This is a genomic window from Chryseobacterium oranimense (assembly GCF_900129755.1).
GTDB classification, from domain to species: Bacteria; Bacteroidota; Bacteroidia; order Flavobacteriales; family Weeksellaceae; genus Chryseobacterium; species Chryseobacterium oranimense.
The window spans coordinates 181448-201386 of record NZ_FQWT01000001.1 but is presented as its reverse complement, the minus strand read 5'-3'; the positions used below and the strand labels follow the sequence as shown (position 1 = coordinate 201386).

General features: G+C 37.8%; 19 protein-coding genes and 4 tRNA genes. 13 read left to right on the top strand and 10 right to left on the bottom strand.

Features of this window, described 5'->3' with window-relative positions:
* Position 1: 1 nt before the first annotated feature.
* Positions 2–1150, bottom strand: a complete 1149-nt coding sequence (locus BUB03_RS01020; protein WP_073061220.1) for a methionine aminotransferase — start codon at positions 1148–1150, stop codon at positions 2–4.
* Between the two features lie 389 nt (positions 1151–1539).
* On the opposite strand from BUB03_RS01020, the gene BUB03_RS01015 reads away from it, so the two are divergent.
* The 7 genes from BUB03_RS01015 to BUB03_RS00985 all read left to right on the top strand — a co-directional run bounded on the left by BUB03_RS01015 (position 1540) and on the right by BUB03_RS00985 (position 10223).
* Positions 1540–3423, top strand: coding sequence for a DNA topoisomerase IV subunit B (locus BUB03_RS01015; protein ID WP_040994626.1), 1884 nt, complete (start codon positions 1540–1542; stop codon positions 3421–3423).
* Between the two features lie 30 nt (positions 3424–3453).
* Positions 3454–3930, top strand: coding sequence for a hypothetical protein (locus tag BUB03_RS01010; RefSeq protein ID WP_073059621.1), 477 nt, complete (start codon positions 3454–3456; stop codon positions 3928–3930).
* Positions 3931–3935: 5 nt separating this feature from the next.
* Positions 3936–6524, top strand: a complete 2589-nt coding sequence (locus BUB03_RS01005) for a DNA gyrase/topoisomerase IV subunit A (protein ID WP_073059619.1) — start codon at positions 3936–3938, stop codon at positions 6522–6524.
* Positions 6525–6535: 11 nt separating this feature from the next.
* Positions 6536–7189, top strand: coding sequence for a rhomboid family intramembrane serine protease (locus BUB03_RS01000; protein ID WP_073059617.1), 654 nt, complete (start codon positions 6536–6538; stop codon positions 7187–7189).
* Positions 7190–7219: 30 nt separating this feature from the next.
* The gene (locus BUB03_RS00995) at positions 7220–8329 is read left to right on the top strand and encodes a helix-turn-helix domain-containing protein (RefSeq protein ID WP_073059616.1); all 1110 of its coding nucleotides are present in this window, start codon (positions 7220–7222) and stop codon (positions 8327–8329) included.
* Between the two features lie 143 nt (positions 8330–8472).
* On the top strand, positions 8473–9258 hold the full coding sequence (locus BUB03_RS00990) for an SDR family NAD(P)-dependent oxidoreductase (protein ID WP_073059614.1): 786 nt from the start codon (positions 8473–8475) through the stop codon (positions 9256–9258).
* The gene (locus tag BUB03_RS00985) at positions 9255–10223 is read left to right on the top strand and encodes an NAD-dependent epimerase/dehydratase family protein (protein WP_073059612.1); all 969 of its coding nucleotides are present in this window, start codon (positions 9255–9257) and stop codon (positions 10221–10223) included. The genes BUB03_RS00990 and BUB03_RS00985 overlap by 4 nt, the downstream gene beginning before the upstream one ends.
* Positions 10224–10448: 225 nt before the next feature.
* On the opposite strand, the gene BUB03_RS00980 is transcribed toward BUB03_RS00985, so the two are convergent.
* Genes BUB03_RS00980 through BUB03_RS00960 form a run of 5 tightly spaced genes read right to left on the bottom strand, consistent with a single transcriptional unit; the run spans position 10449 to position 13782 of the window.
* A complete protein-coding gene (locus BUB03_RS00980) occupies positions 10449–10808 on the bottom strand; it encodes a DUF4180 domain-containing protein (RefSeq protein WP_073061217.1) in 360 nt (119 codons plus the stop codon).
* 10 nt (positions 10809–10818) lie between these two features.
* Positions 10819–11670, bottom strand: a complete 852-nt coding sequence (prmC, locus tag BUB03_RS00975) for a peptide chain release factor N(5)-glutamine methyltransferase (RefSeq protein ID WP_073059610.1) — start codon at positions 11668–11670, stop codon at positions 10819–10821.
* A complete protein-coding gene (gene yaaA, locus BUB03_RS00970; RefSeq protein WP_073059608.1) occupies positions 11671–12429 on the bottom strand; it encodes a peroxide stress protein YaaA in 759 nt (252 codons plus the stop codon). It abuts the gene before it with no gap.
* A gap of 5 nt (positions 12430–12434) precedes the next feature.
* A complete protein-coding gene (locus BUB03_RS00965; protein ID WP_139258732.1) occupies positions 12435–13130 on the bottom strand; it encodes a CPBP family intramembrane glutamic endopeptidase in 696 nt (231 codons plus the stop codon).
* Between the two features lie 40 nt (positions 13131–13170).
* Positions 13171–13782, bottom strand: coding sequence for an L-threonylcarbamoyladenylate synthase (locus BUB03_RS00960; RefSeq protein ID WP_040994645.1), 612 nt, complete (start codon positions 13780–13782; stop codon positions 13171–13173).
* A gap of 102 nt (positions 13783–13884) precedes the next feature.
* Between BUB03_RS00960 and BUB03_RS00955 the strand changes: the two genes are divergently transcribed.
* The 4 genes from BUB03_RS00955 (at position 13885) to BUB03_RS00940 (ending at position 14292) form a co-directional block, all read left to right on the top strand.
* Positions 13885–13957: transfer RNA gene (locus BUB03_RS00955), tRNA-Met, on the top strand.
* A 38-nt stretch (positions 13958–13995) separates the two neighbouring features.
* Positions 13996–14068, top strand: a tRNA-Met gene (locus BUB03_RS00950).
* Between the two features lie 39 nt (positions 14069–14107).
* Positions 14108–14180 (top strand) — tRNA-Met (locus BUB03_RS00945).
* Positions 14181–14219: 39 nt separating this feature from the next.
* Positions 14220–14292: transfer RNA gene (locus tag BUB03_RS00940), tRNA-Met, on the top strand.
* 84 nt (positions 14293–14376) lie between these two features.
* On the opposite strand, the gene BUB03_RS00935 is transcribed toward BUB03_RS00940, so the two are convergent.
* The 4 genes from BUB03_RS00935 to BUB03_RS00920 all read right to left on the bottom strand — a co-directional run bounded on the left by BUB03_RS00935 (position 14377) and on the right by BUB03_RS00920 (position 17280).
* Complete coding sequence (locus BUB03_RS00935; RefSeq protein WP_073059605.1) at positions 14377–15156, bottom strand: GLPGLI family protein; 780 nt, start codon at positions 15154–15156, stop codon at positions 14377–14379.
* 66 nt (positions 15157–15222) lie between these two features.
* Entirely contained in the window at positions 15223–15471 is a 249-nt protein-coding gene (locus BUB03_RS00930; RefSeq protein ID WP_040994652.1) for an Ada metal-binding domain-containing protein, read from the bottom strand.
* A 3-nt stretch (positions 15472–15474) separates the two neighbouring features.
* Positions 15475–16188 (bottom strand): 2OG-Fe(II) oxygenase, encoded by a 714-nt coding sequence (locus BUB03_RS00925; protein ID WP_073059603.1) that lies wholly within the window; start codon positions 16186–16188, stop codon positions 15475–15477.
* 507 nt (positions 16189–16695) lie between these two features.
* Positions 16696–17280 (bottom strand): hypothetical protein, encoded by a 585-nt coding sequence (locus BUB03_RS00920; RefSeq protein ID WP_040994658.1) that lies wholly within the window; start codon positions 17278–17280, stop codon positions 16696–16698.
* A gap of 324 nt (positions 17281–17604) precedes the next feature.
* On the opposite strand from BUB03_RS00920, the gene BUB03_RS00915 reads away from it, so the two are divergent.
* Together BUB03_RS00915 and BUB03_RS00910 are read left to right on the top strand one after the other, a co-directional pair.
* Positions 17605–17970, top strand: coding sequence for a BlaI/MecI/CopY family transcriptional regulator (locus tag BUB03_RS00915; protein WP_040994660.1), 366 nt, complete (start codon positions 17605–17607; stop codon positions 17968–17970).
* 6 nt (positions 17971–17976) lie between these two features.
* Positions 17977–19893, top strand: a complete 1917-nt coding sequence (locus BUB03_RS00910; protein ID WP_073059601.1) for a M56 family metallopeptidase — start codon at positions 17977–17979, stop codon at positions 19891–19893.
* The last annotated feature ends 46 nt before the right edge of the window (positions 19894–19939 follow it).

Here is a 19939-nt window from a genome sequence, read left to right as displayed (position 1 = left end):
CTTAGAGCCTGGAAAGATTTTCTATGGCTTTTTCCAGTGTTTCCTGTTTTTTTGCAAAGCACAGCCGGATTACATGATCATTCCTTTTGTTTTTATAGAAGGATGAAAAGGGAACACTTGCCACTTTATGACGGATCGTAAGCTCGGAAGCAAAATCGAAATCGTTTTTATCGGATATTTCATCATAGGTAAGAGCCTGAAAATAGGTTCCTTCACAATCCAGAAGTCCGAAAGAAGTTCCTGCGAGACCTTTTCTCAGGAAATCTCTTTTTTCCTGAAAAAAACTGTTCAGTTGGCTGTAATGTTCCTCATTTTTCATGTATTCTGCCAAAGCAAGCTGAATTGGGGTATTTACACAGAAAACATTGAACTGGTGTACTTTTCTGAATTCATCAGTGAGATTTTTAGGAGCGGCACAATAACCGGTTTTCCAGCCTGTAACATGGAAAAGCTTTCCGAAAGAAGCAACCAGAAGACTTCTTTCCTTAAGTTCAGGATATCGGCAGATGCTCAGATGTTGTTTTCCGTCAAACACAATATTCTCGTACACCTCGTCACTCAGAATAAGGATTGAAGTATCTTTTACCAGTTTGATCAGTTCCTGCAGGTCATTCTCTTTTAAAATTTTTCCGGAAGGATTATTCGGATTATTCAGGATGATCATTTTGGTTTTATCACTCACGAGGCCTTTTACCGTATTCCAGTCGATCTCATAGTCCGGAGCTTTCATTTCAAAACGCTTTACAATTCCTCCAAAAAGTTCTACCGTAGGTTCGTAACAGTCATAAGCCGGCTCAAAAATAATAACTTCATCATCTTTCTTTACAAAAGTAGCAATGGCTGTGAAAATAGCCTGTGTTCCTCCGGCAGTGACAGTAATCTCAGAATCGGGATGGTAAACAGCGCTGTGGCTGTTCTCTATTTTCCTGGCAATTTCCTCCTTAAGCGGCATCATTCCACCCATCGGAGCATATTGGTTGAATCCTTTTTGAATAAAACTGTTGACCAGATCCAGCAATTCAGGATCCGGCATGAAATCCGGAAATCCCTGGGAAAGGTTGATGGCTTCATTTTCATTGGCAAGCTGTGTCATCTGGCTGAAAATAGTAGTTCCTACATCTGAGAGTTTGGATAATGGAAGTTGTATCATGAACATGGGTTTATGGATCGAATTTAATTTATTTTTTGCAATCATGAAACAGAAGGATATAAAAAGACTGTAGAAAATCATTGTGCCAATTTCGATTACCAATGCTTTCTGTTAAAATTGCCTAAGCAGAACCAATAAATATTTTCACTTGAAAAATAACCCGATGCTTATGGCGGATTCTAAAAAAAATACAATTTGCTCCTAAGAATAATGGAATGAAAAAAATGAGAAAATGGTAAATATTTTTCACTTTTAATTGAATAATTATGTAAATATAGAGTTTGATTAAAAATAATACAATATTTCAGGTTTAAAACTGAAAAACAGATCGAAAAAATTCGGATAATTTTGTACAATTTCGTACTTTTGTATGTTTGCTGAAATTACATATGTCACAAGAAATAAATCCAATCTACTCCGAAGATAATATCAGAACCCTCGACTGGCAGGAACACATCCGTTTGCGCCCCGGAATGTACATCGGGAAGCTCGGGGACGGCTCCTCTGCGGACGATGGTATTTATATTCTGCTGAAAGAAATTCTCGACAACTCTATCGATGAGTTCAGGATGAAGGCAGGAAAAAGAATTGAAATAAAACTGGATGACGGTAAAGTTACCATCCGTGACTTTGGCCGTGGGATTCCCTTGGGAAAAGTTGTAGATGCCGTTTCCAAAATGAATACGGGGGGTAAGTATGACAGCAAGGCCTTCAAAAAATCGGTTGGACTGAACGGGGTAGGTACGAAAGCGGTTAATGCCCTTTCGGAATATTTCCGTGTAAGATCTTTCCGGGAAGGGAAAATGAAGATGGCGGAGTTTTCCAGAGGAATAATAACCGAAAATTACGACGAAAAAGATACCTCAGACCGTAATGGGACTGAAATTTCCTTTATTCCGGACGGAGATATCTTTCTTCATTTCAAATACCGAAAGGAGTACATTGAGAAAATGCTCCGCAACTATGCGTACCTGAATCCCGGACTGAAAATACTTTTCAATGGGGAAACCTATTATTCTGAAAACGGTCTTAAAGACCTTTTGGAAGAGGAAATGGAAAACGAAATTCTATACTCTATTGTTCATCTGAAAGATACCGATATAGAAGTGGCGATCACCCATTCCGACAAATCGCAGACAGAAACTTATTTTTCTTTCGTAAACGGACAGAACACGACACAGGGAGGAACGCACCTTAATGCCTTCCGTGAAGCCTATGTAAAAACGATCCGCGAATTTTTCAATAAAAATTTTGATGCTTCGGACATCAGGAAATCTATTATTGCAGCCATCTCTATTAACGTAGAGGAGCCTGTTTTCGAATCGCAGACCAAAACAAAACTGGGATCCAATGACATGGGACCGAATGGCCCTACTGTAAGGACATTCATCATTGATTTTCTGAAAAGCAAACTGGATAATTTCCTTCATAAAAATCCTGAAATTGCCGAAGCGATCCAAAGAAAGATCCTTATCTCAGAAAGAGAAAGGAAAGAACTTTCAGGAATACAGAAACTGGCAAGAGAAAGGGCTAAAAAAGTGTCTCTTCACAATAAAAAGCTCCGCGATTGCAGGCAGCATTATAACGACCAGAAAAATGAAAGAAAAGGGGAGACCCAGATCTTTATTACCGAGGGAGATTCAGCATCCGGATCTATTACCAAATCCAGGGATGTGGAAACCCAGGCGGTATTCTCATTAAAAGGAAAACCACTGAACTGCTATGGACTGACCAAAAAAGTGGTATACGAAAATGAAGAATTTAACCTTCTTCAGGCCGCCTTGAATATTGAAGAAAGCCTTGAAGACTTACGGTACAACCAGGTGATTATCTCTACCGATGCCGATGTGGATGGTATGCACATCCGTCTGCTGATGATTACATTCTTCCTTCAGTTTTTCCCTGATCTGATCAAGAATGGACATCTTTATATTCTTCAGACACCGTTATTCAGAGTAAGAAACAAAAAAGAAACAAGATACTGCTACACCGAAGCGGAAAGGATAAAGGCCCTGAACGAACTTGGTAAAAACCCGGAGATTACCCGATTTAAAGGTTTAGGAGAGATATCACCCGATGAGTTCAAGCATTTCATTGGCAAAGATATCCGTTTAGAGCCCGTAGTAATAGGAAAAGATCAGACTATAGATCAGTTGCTGGAATTCTATATGGGGAAGAATACACCTGACAGACAGGTGTTTATTCTTGAAAACCTTGTCATAGAAGATCCTGATATTGATAAAAAGGAAATGTTGGATGAGGTAGCAGGTTAACCCAAAAACTAAAAAATACCACAGCAAAAAATGAGACTCAGCAACCGAAACAAAGCTTCAGCTTACAATTTTGTTCATACATTACTAGTGATGATGGCCTTATTTGGGATTGCAGCATTTTTGTTAAATGAATACAGATTCCACGCTGTAGGAGATGAAAGTTATATATTCCTTATTGTCCCCATCTTGCTGCTGGTGATTTTTCACCTCAATGGCAGACAGATATTTGAGTACGACAGTGATGGAGAAGCACTGAATTTTAAGAACAGGAATATCATTCCTTTTTTAGACAGGTCGCTTCATGATGAGTTTCCTAAATATAAGCTGATAAAATATGAAATTGTCCGTATTTTTTTTATTAAAAGATTATACGTTACCATTTCAAGTAAAAACACAGGCTCTACCATACTCAAATATGAAATATCTTATCTGAGCCAAAAAGAAATAAACAATTTAAAACTCTCTCTGAATAAAGTAGTAAAAACTAATAAAGAGAATAACGATTAAAATAGATGACGACAGAAGAAAACTCGCACGAAGGTGAGAGCTTGAAGAAAGTCTCTGGACTTTATAAAGACTGGTTTCTGGACTATGCTTCCTATGTAATTCTGGATAGAGCGATTCCTTCCGTCTATGATGGGCTTAAGCCTGTTCAGAGAAGGATCATGCACTCTATGCGGGAGCTGGAAGACGGCCGTTACAACAAAGTAGCCAATATCGTAGGAAATACCATGAAGTATCATCCCCATGGGGACGCTTCCATTACGGATGCTATGGTACAGATTGGCCAGAAAGAGCTCCTGATAGACACCCAGGGAAACTGGGGGAATATCTACACCGGAGACTCTGCGGCGGCGGCAAGATATATTGAAGCCAGACTGACGCCTTTCGCACTGGAAGTGGTCTTTAACCCAAAAACGACGGAGTGGGCAAAATCCTACGACGGCAGAAATAACGAACCTATTGATCTTCCCGTAAAATTTCCATTGCTGCTTGCACAGGGAGTGGAAGGAATTGGTGTGGGGCTTTCCACGAAAATTCTTCCCCATAATTTCAATGAACTGATCAATGCCTCTGTTGCTTATTTGAAAGGAAAGAAATTCGAGCTGTTCCCGGATTTTATGACAGCAGGTTACCTTGATGTCTCCGAATACAATGACGGGCAGAGAGGAGGAAAAGTAAGAGCCAGAGCCAGAATCACCCAGACAGATAAACATACGCTGGTAATTTCTGAGCTGCCTTTCTCTAAAACGACAAGCGACCTGATCGATTCTATCCTGAAGGCCAATGAAAAAGGAAAGATCAAAATCAAAAAGATCGAAGACAATACCTCGGATACCGTAGAGATCCTTGTTCATCTTCATAACGATGTGTCGCCGGACAAAACCATTGATGCATTGTATGCATTTACAGACTGCCAGGTAACCATTTCGCCCAATGCATGTGTGATTGTTGGTGATAAACCGATGTTCATGAATGTTTCCGATATTCTGAAAATGAATACGGATCATACCGTTTCCCTGCTTAAAAAAGAACTGGAAATCGAGCTTCACGAGCTTCAGGAAAGCTGGCATTTTTCTTCACTGGAAAGAATATTTATAGAAAACAGGATCTATCATGATATTGAAGAAGTAAAGACCTGGGAAGAGGTGATTAAAACCATTGATGCGGGATTAAAACCTCACACCAAACATCTTTTAAGAGCAGTGACGGAGGAGGATATTTTAAAGCTGACCGAGATCAGGATCAAAAGAATATCAAGATTCGATTTAGATAAATTTAAAGAAAATATTGCTGCCCTTGAAGGCAAAATAGAGCAGGTAAAACATCATCTTGCCAACCTGATCGCCTATGCCATTGACTATTATCTGAATATCCAGAAGAAATACGGAAAAGACAGGCAGAGGAGAACTGAGTTGAGAATTTTCGATACGATTGATGCCACAAAAGTAGCAGTGGCTAATGAAAAGTTCTATGCCAATTTCGAGGAAGGATTTATTGGAACGTCACTGAAAAAAGACCAGTATCTGTTCGACTGCTCAGATATTGACGACATTATTATATTCAGAAAAGACGGAACCATGAAGGTGGTAAAGGTAGAGGCTAAGACATTCGTCGGAAAAGATATTCTTCATGTAGCTATCTGGAAGAAAAACGATAAGAGAACCGTTTACAACATGATTTATCGTGAAGGAAGGGACGGACCTTACTATATGAAACGTTTTTCCGTAACGGCAGTAACCCGGAATACGGATTATCCGCTGGCTTCCGATAAGAAAGGTTCGGAAACCCTTTATTTCTCTGCTAATCCTAATGGAGAAGCAGAAACGGTAACTGTCCTTTTAAAACCGAATCCGAGAATCAGGAAAAACAAAATGGAAATTGACTTTTCCGACCTGGCCATCAAAGGAAGGGATTCAAAAGGGAATCTCGTGACCAAATATTCCGTGAAAAAAGTAGATATGAAAGAGGAAGGAGTTTCTACACTCGCTCCTAGAAAAATCTGGTTTGACGATACGGTAAGAAGACTGAATGCCGATGGCAGGGGGACTCTTCTGGGAAGCTTTAAAGGAGACGACAGAATCCTGACGATTAATACAAACGGTGAAGTAAAGCTGGTCTCTTTCGATCTGGGCAACCGCTTCGATGATGAATATCTGGTCCTGGAAAAGTGGAAACCGCAACAGCCGGTAACCTGCATTTACTATGACGGAGAAAAGGAAATGTATTTTATCAAAAGATTCCTGCTGGAAAATACGGTGAATATACAGACTTTCATGCCTTCGGAACATCCGAAATCATTTATTGAAAATGTAATTGTAGCAGATGGAGCCACGGCCGAGATCGTTTTTGCTAAAGATAAAGGTAAGGAACGCGATCCTGAAACCATACAGATTGATGAATTCATTGCAGTAAAAGGAATCAAGGCGATCGGAAATCAGTTTACGAAATTTAAAGTCAAAGCAATCAATATCACCGTTCCTGAACCTGTTGAAGAAGAACCGGAAGTATATGAAGAACCAGAAACAGGAGACGGTATTGTAGATGACGACCGTACTGTCATTGGAGACTTGTTCGAATCAGGAGAACCCGAAAACTAAGAATTAAACTTATGAATATTCTCATCCTATTTATTATCATCACAGCTATTATCAGTTTTGTTGCCTTTAACAATCCCGGTATTACTGAAAAATATAAGTTCAGTGTAGGAGCTATCCTGCACAGAAAAGAATACATCCGTTTGCTTTCATCAGGATTCCTGCATGCCGACATCATGCACCTTGTATTTAATATGATGACCCTGTATTTCTTTGGCCCTATTGTGATCCAGACTTTTGGGAACATAGGTTTTACCATCATATATTTGGGTTCTATATTGCTGGGGAATTTTCTTTCGCTCTATATTTATCAGAAACAGCCATGGTATTCTGCTGTAGGAGCGAGTGGAGGTGTTTCAGGGATATTGTTTGCGTCCATAGCCATGATCCCGGATATTGGTATTTACATCTTCTTTATTCCGATTCCGGTTAAAGGATATCTTTTCGGACTTTTATATTTCGGATATTCGGTCTATATGATGATGAATCCGAGACAACATGATAATATAGGACATGCTGCCCACCTTGGAGGCGCCTTTTTCGGGTTGGTGTATGCAATAGTGGTGGCTCCGGATACGGCAATGCATAATGCCCTGTACCTGGGAATCATGTCACTTCCGCTGATTTATCTGGGCTACGAAATTTTTGTCAGGAAAAGAATAGGATAAAGATTATCTTTAACTAAAATATCAGAACCAATGAACACATCAGAATTAAACCGTTTCATCGTTGTATTAATCTATGGTTCATTGGTTCTGCTTTCTTTACTGAAACTGTCCAATCCGTTAAAAGTAAACCGGAAAGCCAATTTCTGGTTCGGGATATTTCTGTTTTTGTGGTCGAGTTTCTGGTTGGATGAGATTCTTACACTTGTAAAAGGAACTCAGGTGGATGTTCAGTCTATAATTCCGGTTCAGATCATTCAGTTTCTGACTCCGGTTATGTTTTATTTCAGTGTATTATTTTATACCAATCCTTCCTTTAAATTTAAAATTTCAGATCTGAAGTACTTTATTCTTCCGGTTATCTTCTGGATCAATATCTTATTGCAGCGTTTTGGAGGATTTGAAGATCAGACGTTTTTTAATTATGTCTTCATAGGTCTCATTCTTTTCCAGGCCATATTCTATACCGCCCTTTCATACTTTACCATTCAGAAGCATAAAAAAAGGATCCAGCAGTTTTCTGCCAATACGGAAGGGATCAATCTGAACTGGCTGGAGTATATCACTATAATTATTTTTATCATCAATATTGTCTACGTTGTTTATAATTTATCCTATGATTCAAAGGCGCTGAATTTTTTCATTAACGGAGCTTTTCTGCTGGTTATCTATTCTGTAGGTTATTATTCTTTAAAACAGAAAGAAATCTATCCTTTGGAAGAAAAGCAGCGTGAAGAGCTGATCTCTATTGATGAAGATCAGGAAACAGAAGAGGTAAAGAAAAAACTGATTTCCGATGAAGAACTCATAAGAATCAAAACCCAGCTGGAAGACATCATGAACAGGCAGAAACCATACCTGGACAGTGAGCTTAATCTTATCAGGCTTTCCGAAATGCTTTCCGTTTCTACACATCATCTTTCGTATGTGATCAATACCGGTTTTAAAAAGAACTTTTTCCAGTACGTTAATGAATACAGAATCGGATATGCGAAAAAACTTCTTAAAGATTCTCAAAGTAAATTATCAATTTTAGGAATTGCCTACGAATCCGGATTCAATTCCAAAACTTCTTTCAATACCACCTTTAAAAAACTGACCGGCCAGACTCCATCTGAATATAAAAATGGTTCGGATTTATAAGTTTTAACGTTCCTGTTTATTTAAATTGTTGTTTTTCAATTATTTAAATGTCTTTGATTTTTTGACAGGAAATGTGTTCACTCAGATAATCCTGAACATTCAACACTTCTTTACAGGATAGCTTTGTACCATAAAATTGTGTTATGGATACCAAAGAATCATATGCTGTAGTAACCGGAGCGAGCCAGGGACTAGGAAAAGCATTCGCCGAAAATCTGGCAGGAAAGAATATTAATGTTATTTTGATAAGTCTTCCGGGTCAGCAGCTTAAAGAACTGTCCCGGCAGCTTGAAGAGACTTACCGGATCAGGGCGCCCTATTATGAAACAGATCTTTCGGTGAATGAAAACGTATTGAAATTAACGGAATGGCTGAATAAATCCTTTAGAATTCATATACTGATCAATAACGCAGGTCTTGGAGGAACCCAAAAATTCGTGGAGGCATCCCCGGCTTACATCAATACTATTCTTCAGGTCAATGTCACGGCAACATCCCTGATCACGCATCAGCTCTTACCCAATCTTTTAAAACAGCCTGAAGCTTATATTCTGAATGTATCAAGTATGGCTGCTTTTTCACCCATAGGTTTCAAAACGGTGTATCCGGCTTCCAAAACCTTTATTCATTCATTTTCAAGAGGGCTTCATGAAGAGCTGAAAGATACAAACGTTTTTGTAAGCGTTGTGAATCCCGGTGCCATGAAAACCAATAAAGATGTCTGCAAAAGAATCGAAAAGCAAGGTATTTTAGGAAAACTCACCCTCCTGGATCCGGATAAAGTAGCTGCTTATTGTATCAGGCAACTTTTCAGAAGAGATTCCGTTATTATGGTAAATCCTGTCAGTTGGCTGGTGATGAAAATCCTGCCGATATGGATCAAACTGCCTCTGATGACCAGTGCCATAAAAAAAGAAATAGAAGCATGAAAAAAGTTTTCGTGACCGGAGCCACAGGGCTCCTGGGGACTAATACTGTCATTAAATTATTACAATATGATTATTCTGTTACTGCTCTGGTGCGCAAAAAAAGCAGCTGGTTGGGCGAAAAAAGCGAACATCTCCGACTTATAGAAGGTGGTCTGTTCTCAGATATTTCAGAATATCTGCAGGATATGGATGCCGTTATCCATATTGCTGCAGAAACCGGTCAGGATCTACTGAATTACAAGGATTACAAAAAAACGAATTATGATGCAACAGCACACCTTTTTGCACAAGCTACGAAAGCGGAAGTGAAAAAGTTCCTGTTCGTAAGCACCGCCAATACTTTGGGGTATGGAATTTCTGCAGACCGGGGAAATGAACAGGCTCCACAGCTTTATCCTTTCACCCGTTCTTACTACGCGAAAAGCAAGCTGGAAGCAGAGAATTATCTCCTTCAACAAGGCAGGAAGACCAATGTGATTATTGTAAACCCTACTTTTATGATAGGAGCCTATGATCACAAACCGAGTTCGGGGAAAATCATTTTATGGGCCTGGAAAAAGAAGGTAGTCTTTTATCCTAAAGGGGCAAAAAATTTCGTGCATGCGGAAGATGCTGCAGAAGGAATTATAAAAGCTGTTGAACAGGGAAAAGGAGGCGAGAAATACCTGTTAGCCAGCGAAAACCTTACCTATAAAGAGTTTTTCAGAAAAATAAACACTATAACCGGCCAGAACCCTGTCATGATTCCGATACCTGATTCGGTTCTGGTCATGCTGGGAGTGATTGGTGATGGTCTGCGGAAGCTTAAAATAAAGACCGGTTTAAGCTCTGCCAATATGAAAGCATTGAGGATTGATAATTTTTATTCAAATAAGAAATCAGTGGAGGAGCTTGGAATCAGGTATCAGTCCATTGATAAGGCAATAAAAGATGCCATCCGCTTTTTTGAAAGGAAGCAATTCTAAGCTTAATAGCAATTTTAAGAGCTTTTACTTATCCATGCGCTTCATCAGATCAACTTGTTGATCCTACCTTTGCCATCTTTAAATAAGCAGTAATAAAAGTAAAACTTTGCGTTAGAAAAATTCTTTAGTAGTTTTTATTTCTCTCACAAATTAAGCAGATTACGCAGATTTTATTTGTGGATATATTTGTGTAAATCTGTGTAATTAGTGGTTTATCAAAAAAAATCAGTTTACAATTCTGTTCAAAGCATCTTCCAATGTTTCTGTGAAGTTGATATGTTTAGTTTTATTGCTTTCAAATATAAAATCCCGGATGCTTTTGCTTTCGTATTTTCCAAAATCTCCCACGATGGCAAGGCTTACCCGGTAATTGGAGAACTTCTGCAGGATATCCCCGGCTATTTTTGTTTTCAGATCGAAGAATTCAGGAGTGAGGTTTTTCTCATAAATAATTAATTTATCGAAACCCTGGTAATATAGGTCTCCAAGAAGGTCCAGTCCGTCCTGAACAGACCGGATAACTATCTGATCAGAAATAATTTCGGCAATTTTTATGTTGTTGGCAAGATGTGTGATGATTTCCATAATTCGGTTGTTATTTCCGTCCAAAGATAAAACGGTCATTTTCAGATAAATCTTTGATAAGTTGAGCTTCAGCAAAAGAATCAATGTATAAATCCAGTGTTTCCGGGCCCAGTTTTTGATTGATTTCCAAAAACAGAAGACCGTTATCTTTGAGATGTTGCTTTGAATCTGCAGCAATTTTTCGGTAAAAAATGAGGGCGTCCTGAACAGGAGAGAACAGCGCTATTTTAGGCTCAAACTCTTTTACGGAATCTGCAATCTCAGTTTCCTCTTCCATTCCGATGTAAGGAGGGTTGGAAATAATGACATCATAGACCTCAGTTAATTCTGAATTCAGATAATCTGTATGAATGAAATTAATTTCAAGTTGATGATATTCAGCATTTCTTTTTGCTGTTTCCAAAGCTTTTTCAGAAAAATCAACGGATGAAATTTCCGCTTCCGGAAAATGCTTTTTTAAGACCAGAGGAATGACGCCGCTTCCGGTTCCTATATCCAGGATCTTAAGATTTTGAGTCTGAAATCCTGAATTCCGGATGGTACGGATTGCCATTTCAAGCAGTTCCTCCGTTTCCGGACGGGGAATCAGTACATGTTCATCTACGAAGAACAGCATTCCATAAAACTCCGTTTCGCCAAGGATCTGCTGGTAGGGTCTGCCGGTTTTTAACTCCGAAACCGCTGCAATAAGCTTTTGTTCATCATCAATGAGAAGCGGCTGATCAGCTAATTTTCTCTGGTGAAATGAGTTAAGCCCCACAATTTTCTGTATAAAAACGGAGCATAAAAAAGTACTTTCCGAATCATTATACAATGGGGAAAGTTCCGATTTAAAATATTTTTTGAATTCTGATACTGTCATTTATCTTGTGAAAACCAGTTTTGTGTCTGTAGATTTTTCCTCATTGATCAGGTAGCCCTCATAGTTGAATGCTTTTACATCATCCAGCGTTTTGGCATTGGTTTCTGCACAGAACCTTACCACGAGACCTCTTGCATGCTTGGTGTAAACTACGATGGTTTTCAGTTTTCCGTCTTTCAGTTCATAGAAATCAAAATCAATCACCTTATGGTTCAGCTTTTTTCTGTCTATAACCTTTCCGTATTCGTTGCTGGCCAGATGAAGGAGAATTTCACCTTTTTTCATTTCGGAATTAAGCTGGTCAGTAATTTTTTCCCTCCAGAATTCATAAAGATTTTTATATTGATCGAATTCAAAATGGCGTCCCATTTCCAGCCTGTAAAGCATGACTTTATCGGATGGTTTGAGTAGTCCGTACAATCCGGAAAGCATCCTGTGATTTTTCTGCAAATAATCAACGGCCTCTTTATTGAGTGTTTTGGCATCCAAACCTCTGTAAACCTCTCCTGTAAATGCAAATAGGGCAGGGGCAGATTCTTTGGCAGTCGGTTTGGCTTTCCATTTCTGGTTTCTTTCCCAGTTTTCATCAGCAAGCTTGGAAGATATTTCCATAAGTTCGGAAAGATATTTCGGGGATTTATGCTTTAAATAAGACTGGATAAAAGCGGCTTCTTCGATGAATTTCGGAGTGGTTGATTTTAAAAAGTCTGTTGAATTCTCAACGTTCATCAATTTCGCTGGAGAAGTTATAATTTTCATAATGTTTAGAGTGCAGATAAATGTTTAATGTCAATAAAATTCATTATCATCATCGAGACAAAATCATACATGAAATGGCAGATGATAAGGATTTTTATGTTTGAATATTTTTTATAAAATACAGCAAAAACAGTTCCGATAAAGAAAGGGATTATGACCTGTCCGATCGTTCCGTAAGTACTGTGTAGAATACCAAATAGCATAGCTGAAACAAAAATCCCCAGGTATTGGTTATGGTATATTTTTTCAATTCTCGGCTGGATATATCCACGCATGAGAAGCTCTTCCACAATCCCTGCTGTAAGGCAGATGGAGATAATCAACGGGAAATTATTTCTGAAGAGCGAGGCTATCTGAACGATCTTTCTGCTTAGATTCTCATGGATAAAAATCTGGACGATAAAATTCAGAAAAGCTCCGCCGAAAGCGCAGATCAGATATAGGGTTACTACAGCTTTAATGTAAAACAATACCGGATATTTTTTCTCTTTCCATAGTAGAAAGGAATCTTTTTCTATGAAAAAATTGTACAGAATAATAAAAAGAAGAACTATCCACAGGGCAATCCTTGTGTAAAAAAAATTAACTGCTGTAAATGCTTTTACCCCTGTAACAGAATATATGACCGGAAAAGAATAAAGCATTGCCGCAGCAAGAAGCACAAAAGTTAAAAGAATTCCTGTCGCGTATTTTCCGTTCAAACTTATATCCCTAACGATCACTCTCAGCCATTAACCTTCACTAAATAATTCCTTTTCCCTGACGGATGATTTCCGGTTCTCCGGAGGTAAGGTCCACAATGGTGGAAGCCACATTATCCCCATATCCGGAATCGATGACAATATCCACGAGGTGGTCATATTTTTCAGCGATCAGTTCAGGGTCGGTAGAGTATTCAATGATTTCGTCATCATCCTTGATAGAGGTTGATGCAATAGGATGTCCCAGCTTTTCTACAATAAGCTGCGGAATCGGATGGTCAGGAACACGGATACCGATGGTTTTATGATTTTTATAAGCCAGCGGAAGACTCTTATTGGCATCCAGAATAAAAGTAAAAGGTCCCGGAAGATGGCTTTTCAGAAACCTGAATACGGAGGTATCAATAGGCCTGGTAAAATCTGAAAGATGGCTTAAATCATTACAGATAATCGAAAACTGAGACTTCTCAAGCTTTACTTTTTTGAGCTGAGCCAGTTTCTCCATGGCTTTTATATCAAAAATATTACATCCCAGGGCATAGATCGTATCTGAAGGGTAGATAATAAGCCCGCCGTTTTGTAAGGTTTTAATCACCTCATTCACAAGATTTTCCTGAGGGTTGTCCGGATAAATTTTCAGTATTTTTGCCATAAAACAAAGATACAAATAATAAAATAGTTTTCATAAAAGTCCTTTATTTAAAAGAAAAATTAGGATTTTCAAAAAATAGCCGTATCTTTGCACTCACAATATCGCGGGATGGAGCAGTAGGTAGCTCGTCGGGCTCATAACCCGAAGGTCATCGGTTCGAGTCCGGTTCCCGCTACTAAGCAAGTGCTTTCGGTAAGCACTCTAAAGATACACCGCGGGATGGAGCAGTAGGTAGCTCGTCGGGCTCATAACCCGAAGGTCATCGGTTCGAGTCCGGTTCCCGCTACTAAGCTAAGTGCTTTCGGTAAGCACTCTAAAGATACACCGCGGGATGGAGCAGTAGGTAGCTCGTCGGGCTCATAACCCGAAGGTCATCGGTTCGAGTCCGGTTCCCGCTACTAAGCTAAGTGCTTTCGGTAAGCACTCTAAAGATACACCGCGGGATGGAGCAGTAGGTAGCTCGTCGGGCTCATAACCCGAAGGTCATCGGTTCGAGTCCGGTTCCCGCTACTAAGACAAAAGAAGCAATACTTTATTGCTTCTTTTGTTTTTTATACTATTTATATAAATGGCATCTGATTTAAAATTCAGCTTTTAATCCAGAAAAGTGGTTTGATTTTTTATACGATCGGTCATCTTTTTAGTGGTTTCATTACCATTTTCATCAAATATTCTCATATTTCCATTGTAAACAGATGGATTTTCCTGATAAGTCTTTCTTGCTTCTAAAAACTGATTTTTAGATTTGGTCTTGACATTGGTCACATAATTTAAGGGCTCTATTATTTCTTCAGATTTCTTAATATCCGTAGCATAAATTTCAATGGTTTTGTTTTTATTGTATACTTCAAGTATCAGACCGGATAAGCCTTTGAACCTGAAAGGTCCGTCGGGAATTGCTATTTCCTCAGTAAACCAGGCAAAAAAAGTATCGCCGGTATCGGTTGTGGTTTTGGCCAGCTGGCTTTTAAAGCCTTTTATTTCTTTTTTCTCGTTCAGTATTTCCCATTTCAGCTGAGGTTCCTCATAAGTGAAAATATGTCTTCCTACAGGCATGGATACCAATAAACTTTCTTTGTTTTTATAAACACTGCTTACCGACTTAGGATATTTGGGAATAGCTCCGTAACTGGTATTGATTGTGCCTGCCATTTTAGTTTGATTGGAATTTCCATTATAGTAAGCTTTAGCTTCCCGGCTGTAATAGGACGATTCCAGGTTATTGCACCATAAAGTGGAGGAATATATATTAATCTGGCTTTTGTTGATGCTGTCCTGAATGATTTTAGTCTCATAATTCACTTCAATCACTGCTGTTTGGCCATACGCTGATATAATACCGGAAATAAGAAATCCAAATATTTTAATTTTCATGACTGTACATTCTAATACAATGGTATTAAAAAAAAGCGATGTAACATGACAGAATTTCTATATTTTTTATGGATAAAGATTATTTTTCCATTGTTTGTACTTTTCTTTCATGCAGTGTCCGCATGGGCGGTAATTATTTTCCAGCGCTTCTTCTTCAGATTTAAAAAAGACCCTGTTTTCCATTTTCATTCTTTTGCCAGAAGAACAGCTTAGCAAACCGTAGATTTTTAATTTTAAGTTCCCTCCGAAATTAATTTCTCCACTTTTTATTTTACTTCTTAAAAGGGTTTGTGAAATTTCAGTATGCCGTTTCATAGATCAGCTGACAGCATCATGAAAAATAATTCCCAATGTACAGCGGTTGCCTTCTTTTATCTCACTTACGCCATGTTTCATGTTGACCCTGTAATAGCCTTTGGCTCCCTTTTCAGGTTTGAAATGAGTTGTGAAAATAACAGCGTCTCCTTTCCCGGGATTTAAAACTATTGCTTTGGACTGTGCTCTGGGAATCTGTTGGGTAAGTACAAATTCACCGCCTGTAAAATCTTTTCCGGGATTGCTCAGCATTAAAATCATCTGAATGGGAAAGTAAATATCTCCGTAGAGGTCCTGGTGCAAGGTATTGAAACCTCCTTTTCCGTATTTTAAAATTAACACTGTTGCCTTATGCTGACCTTTGCTATGACACTGCTGAAGCAGTGCTGAATGTTCCGGTGGAAAATCCGCATCGATCTTCAGGGACTTAAACCATGCATTGGCAACAGGAACGAGATGCGGGTAGATCTGTGTTCTCATAGTATGAATCAGATCGGGAAGGGGATAGTTGAAATATTTATATTCGCCCAACCCGAAACGATGGCGGGCCATGACCACTGTTTTGCGGTATAGATCTGATGTATGGTATTCTGATTTTAATGTTTCACATTCACCATCTGATAACAGTTCAGGAACAACGGCATAGCCATTTTGATGTAAACTTTCTGTGACTGTTGCCCAGTCTATGTTTTCAATTCTTTGGATTATATCGTTCATAATTTTTGTATAGAGTGATACAAAGATCCAAAGTTAGCAGCGGTTATAAAATCCGAAACATGCTGTATTTCATAAACTGTATAAATGAAATTCACTATTTAAAAAGCACTCAATGTTGTATTTTTTATTGTCTCAAAAGTAGTATTACTTCTACAAAGCATGTTATTTAATTCTACATCGTTTTTTTAGCGGTACAGCTCCAAAATCTTACTTTTGTAAAGCTCTTAATAACCGGGAAACCGGTTTCAGAGCCTATTTATGTTTTTAAGATCTCCGCCTCATTTTCTACTTTTTCCCGAATGTTTTTATGATTAATGCATAACAGCCTTCCGGCGAGATCTTTTTCTCAGGACTTAAATTTTTCATTAGGATATAATAATGATTAATGTTTGTATATATTCTAACTACAAAGAGAACGGCATCTGCGGTTCTCTTTTTTATTTGAAATTTGTAAAATAAAAAAATCCTGCTTTCTAAAAGCAGGATTCATTATTGTTCAGGTTAATTTTATTGAGCTAACTGACTGTAAGGAGTAAGTTTGTTATCATCAGACATGGTCTGTCCCAGGAATTCTTTTTTCTGGTCTCCCTTCATTCTTCCTGCGGCATCATTGGCGTTGGAATAAGCTTCACTAAGTTTTGTGGCGATATCCGCCGGTTTGAAGTCAAATTTCGTATCACCTTCCACACCAAGGTATCCGTTCTTTCTGGTAAGGTTTGAGATATAATTGTTATAGTTGATGAATGTATTTCTTAAGTACTGTGTATGATATTCCATACATTTTTTAGCTTTTTTCGAAGAATTGTTCAGAATACAGTTCTTCATATTATTTCTGTACAGGAACCATTCAGACTCCAGGATCCCATATTCTTTTCCTAAAGCTGTTTTTCCGTTGTTAAGGATATTGTTGTCACCTTCTTTATCTGCAATGGCCTGAAGATGCTTGATAACCAATGGAACAGTGTTTTCAATTTTGGTTTTGGTTTCCTTTAAAACACTAAGATCTGCAGCCGGGGAATTCTTCTTTTTCTGAGCTGTAGTAACGTTAAAAATAAGCAGTAATAGTACAATCAATAAGTTATATCTTTTCATGAGAAATTTTTAAAGCACTAAAATAAATATATTTTCTCACTTTAAACAAATTCATTTTAATTTTATTTAATAAAATTTAACAAGTTTTAAGAATTTATAGCCTTTTATGAAGTTTTCCTGAATATTAAACAGGCAATAAATAGGGTATATTAAAAATTTAACATATTTTAATAAAATTTATTGTTCTGATTTTCAGTTACTTATATTAATTCATTCTTTATCACTAAAAAAATAGTTGTTTCGATCCATTTTATTTCTACATTTGTATAACTAATTTATTAGTGATATCAATTATATCACATTAATAATAAAAATAAGCAGGATATGAAAATTCAGAATTTAACAAAAGCAGAAGAACAGGTGATGCAGTATTTATGGAAACTCGAAAAAGGTTTCCTGAAAGATATTCTGGACCTCTTTCCGGAACCGAAGCCTCATACCAATACCGTTTCTACAATTTTAAAAGTCCTGAAAGACAAAGAATTTGTAGATTATCATGTATATGGCAGGCAGCATGAGTATTTCCCGCTGGTTACCAAAGAACAGTATTCTGGGAAAACCATGAAAAGCCTTGTGAAAAATTATTTCAAAGGTTCTTACAAAAGTGCCGTTTCTTTCCTGGTGGAAAAAAATGAAATGACCGTAGAAGACCTGGAAATGCTCCTGAACGAACTCAAAAAGAAAAACTAACTGATCATGGAAACTGTATTTTTATACTTGGGAAAAGTAATTGTGTGCTCCGGTGTAATGTTCTTGTACTATCAGTTGTCTTTAAAAGACAAGACATTCCATCATTATAATAGATTTTATCTTCTGTTTGCCATGATAATATCATTGCTGCTGCCCCTGATCAGGGTAGACGATTTTACAATAGAAGTGAACAGTGATATGTATATGCTTCTTGACAAGATACAGAATTTTAACACAGAAAAAAAACTAGACAATGGCCACATTTATTTTAGAATTATTTTTTCAGCTCTGGGACTGGTTTCTCTCTATTTTTTAGGGAAGTTAATTTTCGGGATCCTTAAGATCCGGAGACTTAAACAACAGTTTCAGAAAGAAAGTTTTGACGGAATCAATTTTTACCGTACAGACCTGAACGAAGCTCCGTTTTCATACTTTAAAAACCTCTTCTGGAAAAACACCATTATGTTGAATTCCGATGTGGGAGAGCAGATTTTAAAACATGAAATGGTTCATATTGAGCAGAAACACTCTTTCGATAAAATCTTTATTGAAATTATTACCTCTGTGTTCTGGTTCAACCCGTTTTTTCATATTATAAAAAAAGAGATCAGTCTGATCCACGAATACCTGGCTGATAAAAAAGCCGTAAAACAATCGGATACCAAAGTATTTGCGCAGATGCTTTTAGCAAGCCACTTTTCCGGAACACAGTTGCCTGCTGCCAGTCCGTTTCTAAATTCAAATCTAAAAAAACGACTTAAAATGTTACAAAAACCAAAAACCAAATTCGGATATGCGCGGAGAATTTTTGCCTTACCGGTTTTATTTTCAGTAGCCTTTGCCTATATGGTAAATGCCAAGAACAAAGAAATCAAAGAAACCAACCTTTCTATAAAAAAAGTAGTTTCAGAAATCAAAAAAGATACGATAAGACCTGAAAAATCGGAACATGAAAAAATTTCGGGATTAAAAAATGTATCTCCGGCTGACCATACAAAACTGGCCGAGATTGAAAAAAAGATAAAACAAAAGGAGAAAGAACTGGAAGGTTTGGAGCCTGAAAGCGATGCCTTCGATAAGAAAATTGATGAAATAGGCGATCTGGCATCAGAAATAGGAGAGATAACTGCCAATATGGAAGTGAATGAATATTTTAATTCTGCTGAATGGAAGAACCAGATGAAGGAGCTTGAAAATATGGAGCCTCTTGATAAAAAAGAGCTTCGTAAAATAGAAAAAGAAGCAAAAAGAGCAGCAAGAAAGGCGGCAAAAATAAGCAAACTGCCGGTTCCTCCTACACCGCCAAAAGAACCGAAAGTAGTTTATTTTAAAAATAATAATGCGGTCTACTATAAAGACCTGAGCGCTAAAGAGAAAGAAGAAGTACGTAAGGCGATGGCAGAAGCCAGCAAAGCTATGAAAGTAGCAGTAAAGGCCAGGGTGGAAGGAGAAAAAGCCCGTATTGAAGGTATGAAAGCTGGAGAAATAGGAAGAATAGCCGGGGAAAAAGCAAGAATAGCTGGAGAAAAAGCCAGAATTGAGGGAGAAAAGGCAAGAATTAATGGAGAAAAAGCCAGAAAAATAGGTGAAGAAGCAAGGCAGGAAGCATTAAAAAGGATTTCAGAAGGTGGCAAGGGAAATGTATACTTGTTCAAAAGTTCAGATTCTGATAAGCCAAACAGAATTATTAAGCTTCAGACAGATTATATGAAGAAGGATGCTGAAGGAAATATCGCCATGAACGGGATGAAATCATTTACGGCAAATGGTTGGGACAATATCAAAGTTTTTGTTGATGGAAAACAAGTCAGTAAAACTGAATTTGAAGAAATAAAACCTGATAGAATTGCCAGTATCACAGTTAATAAAGAAAATACGGACGGTGTTAAAAAAGGAGAAATAAGAGTTCAGACAAAGAAATAAGTACCACAAAGCTTTGTTAATTGTATATTAGCAAAGCTTTTTTATT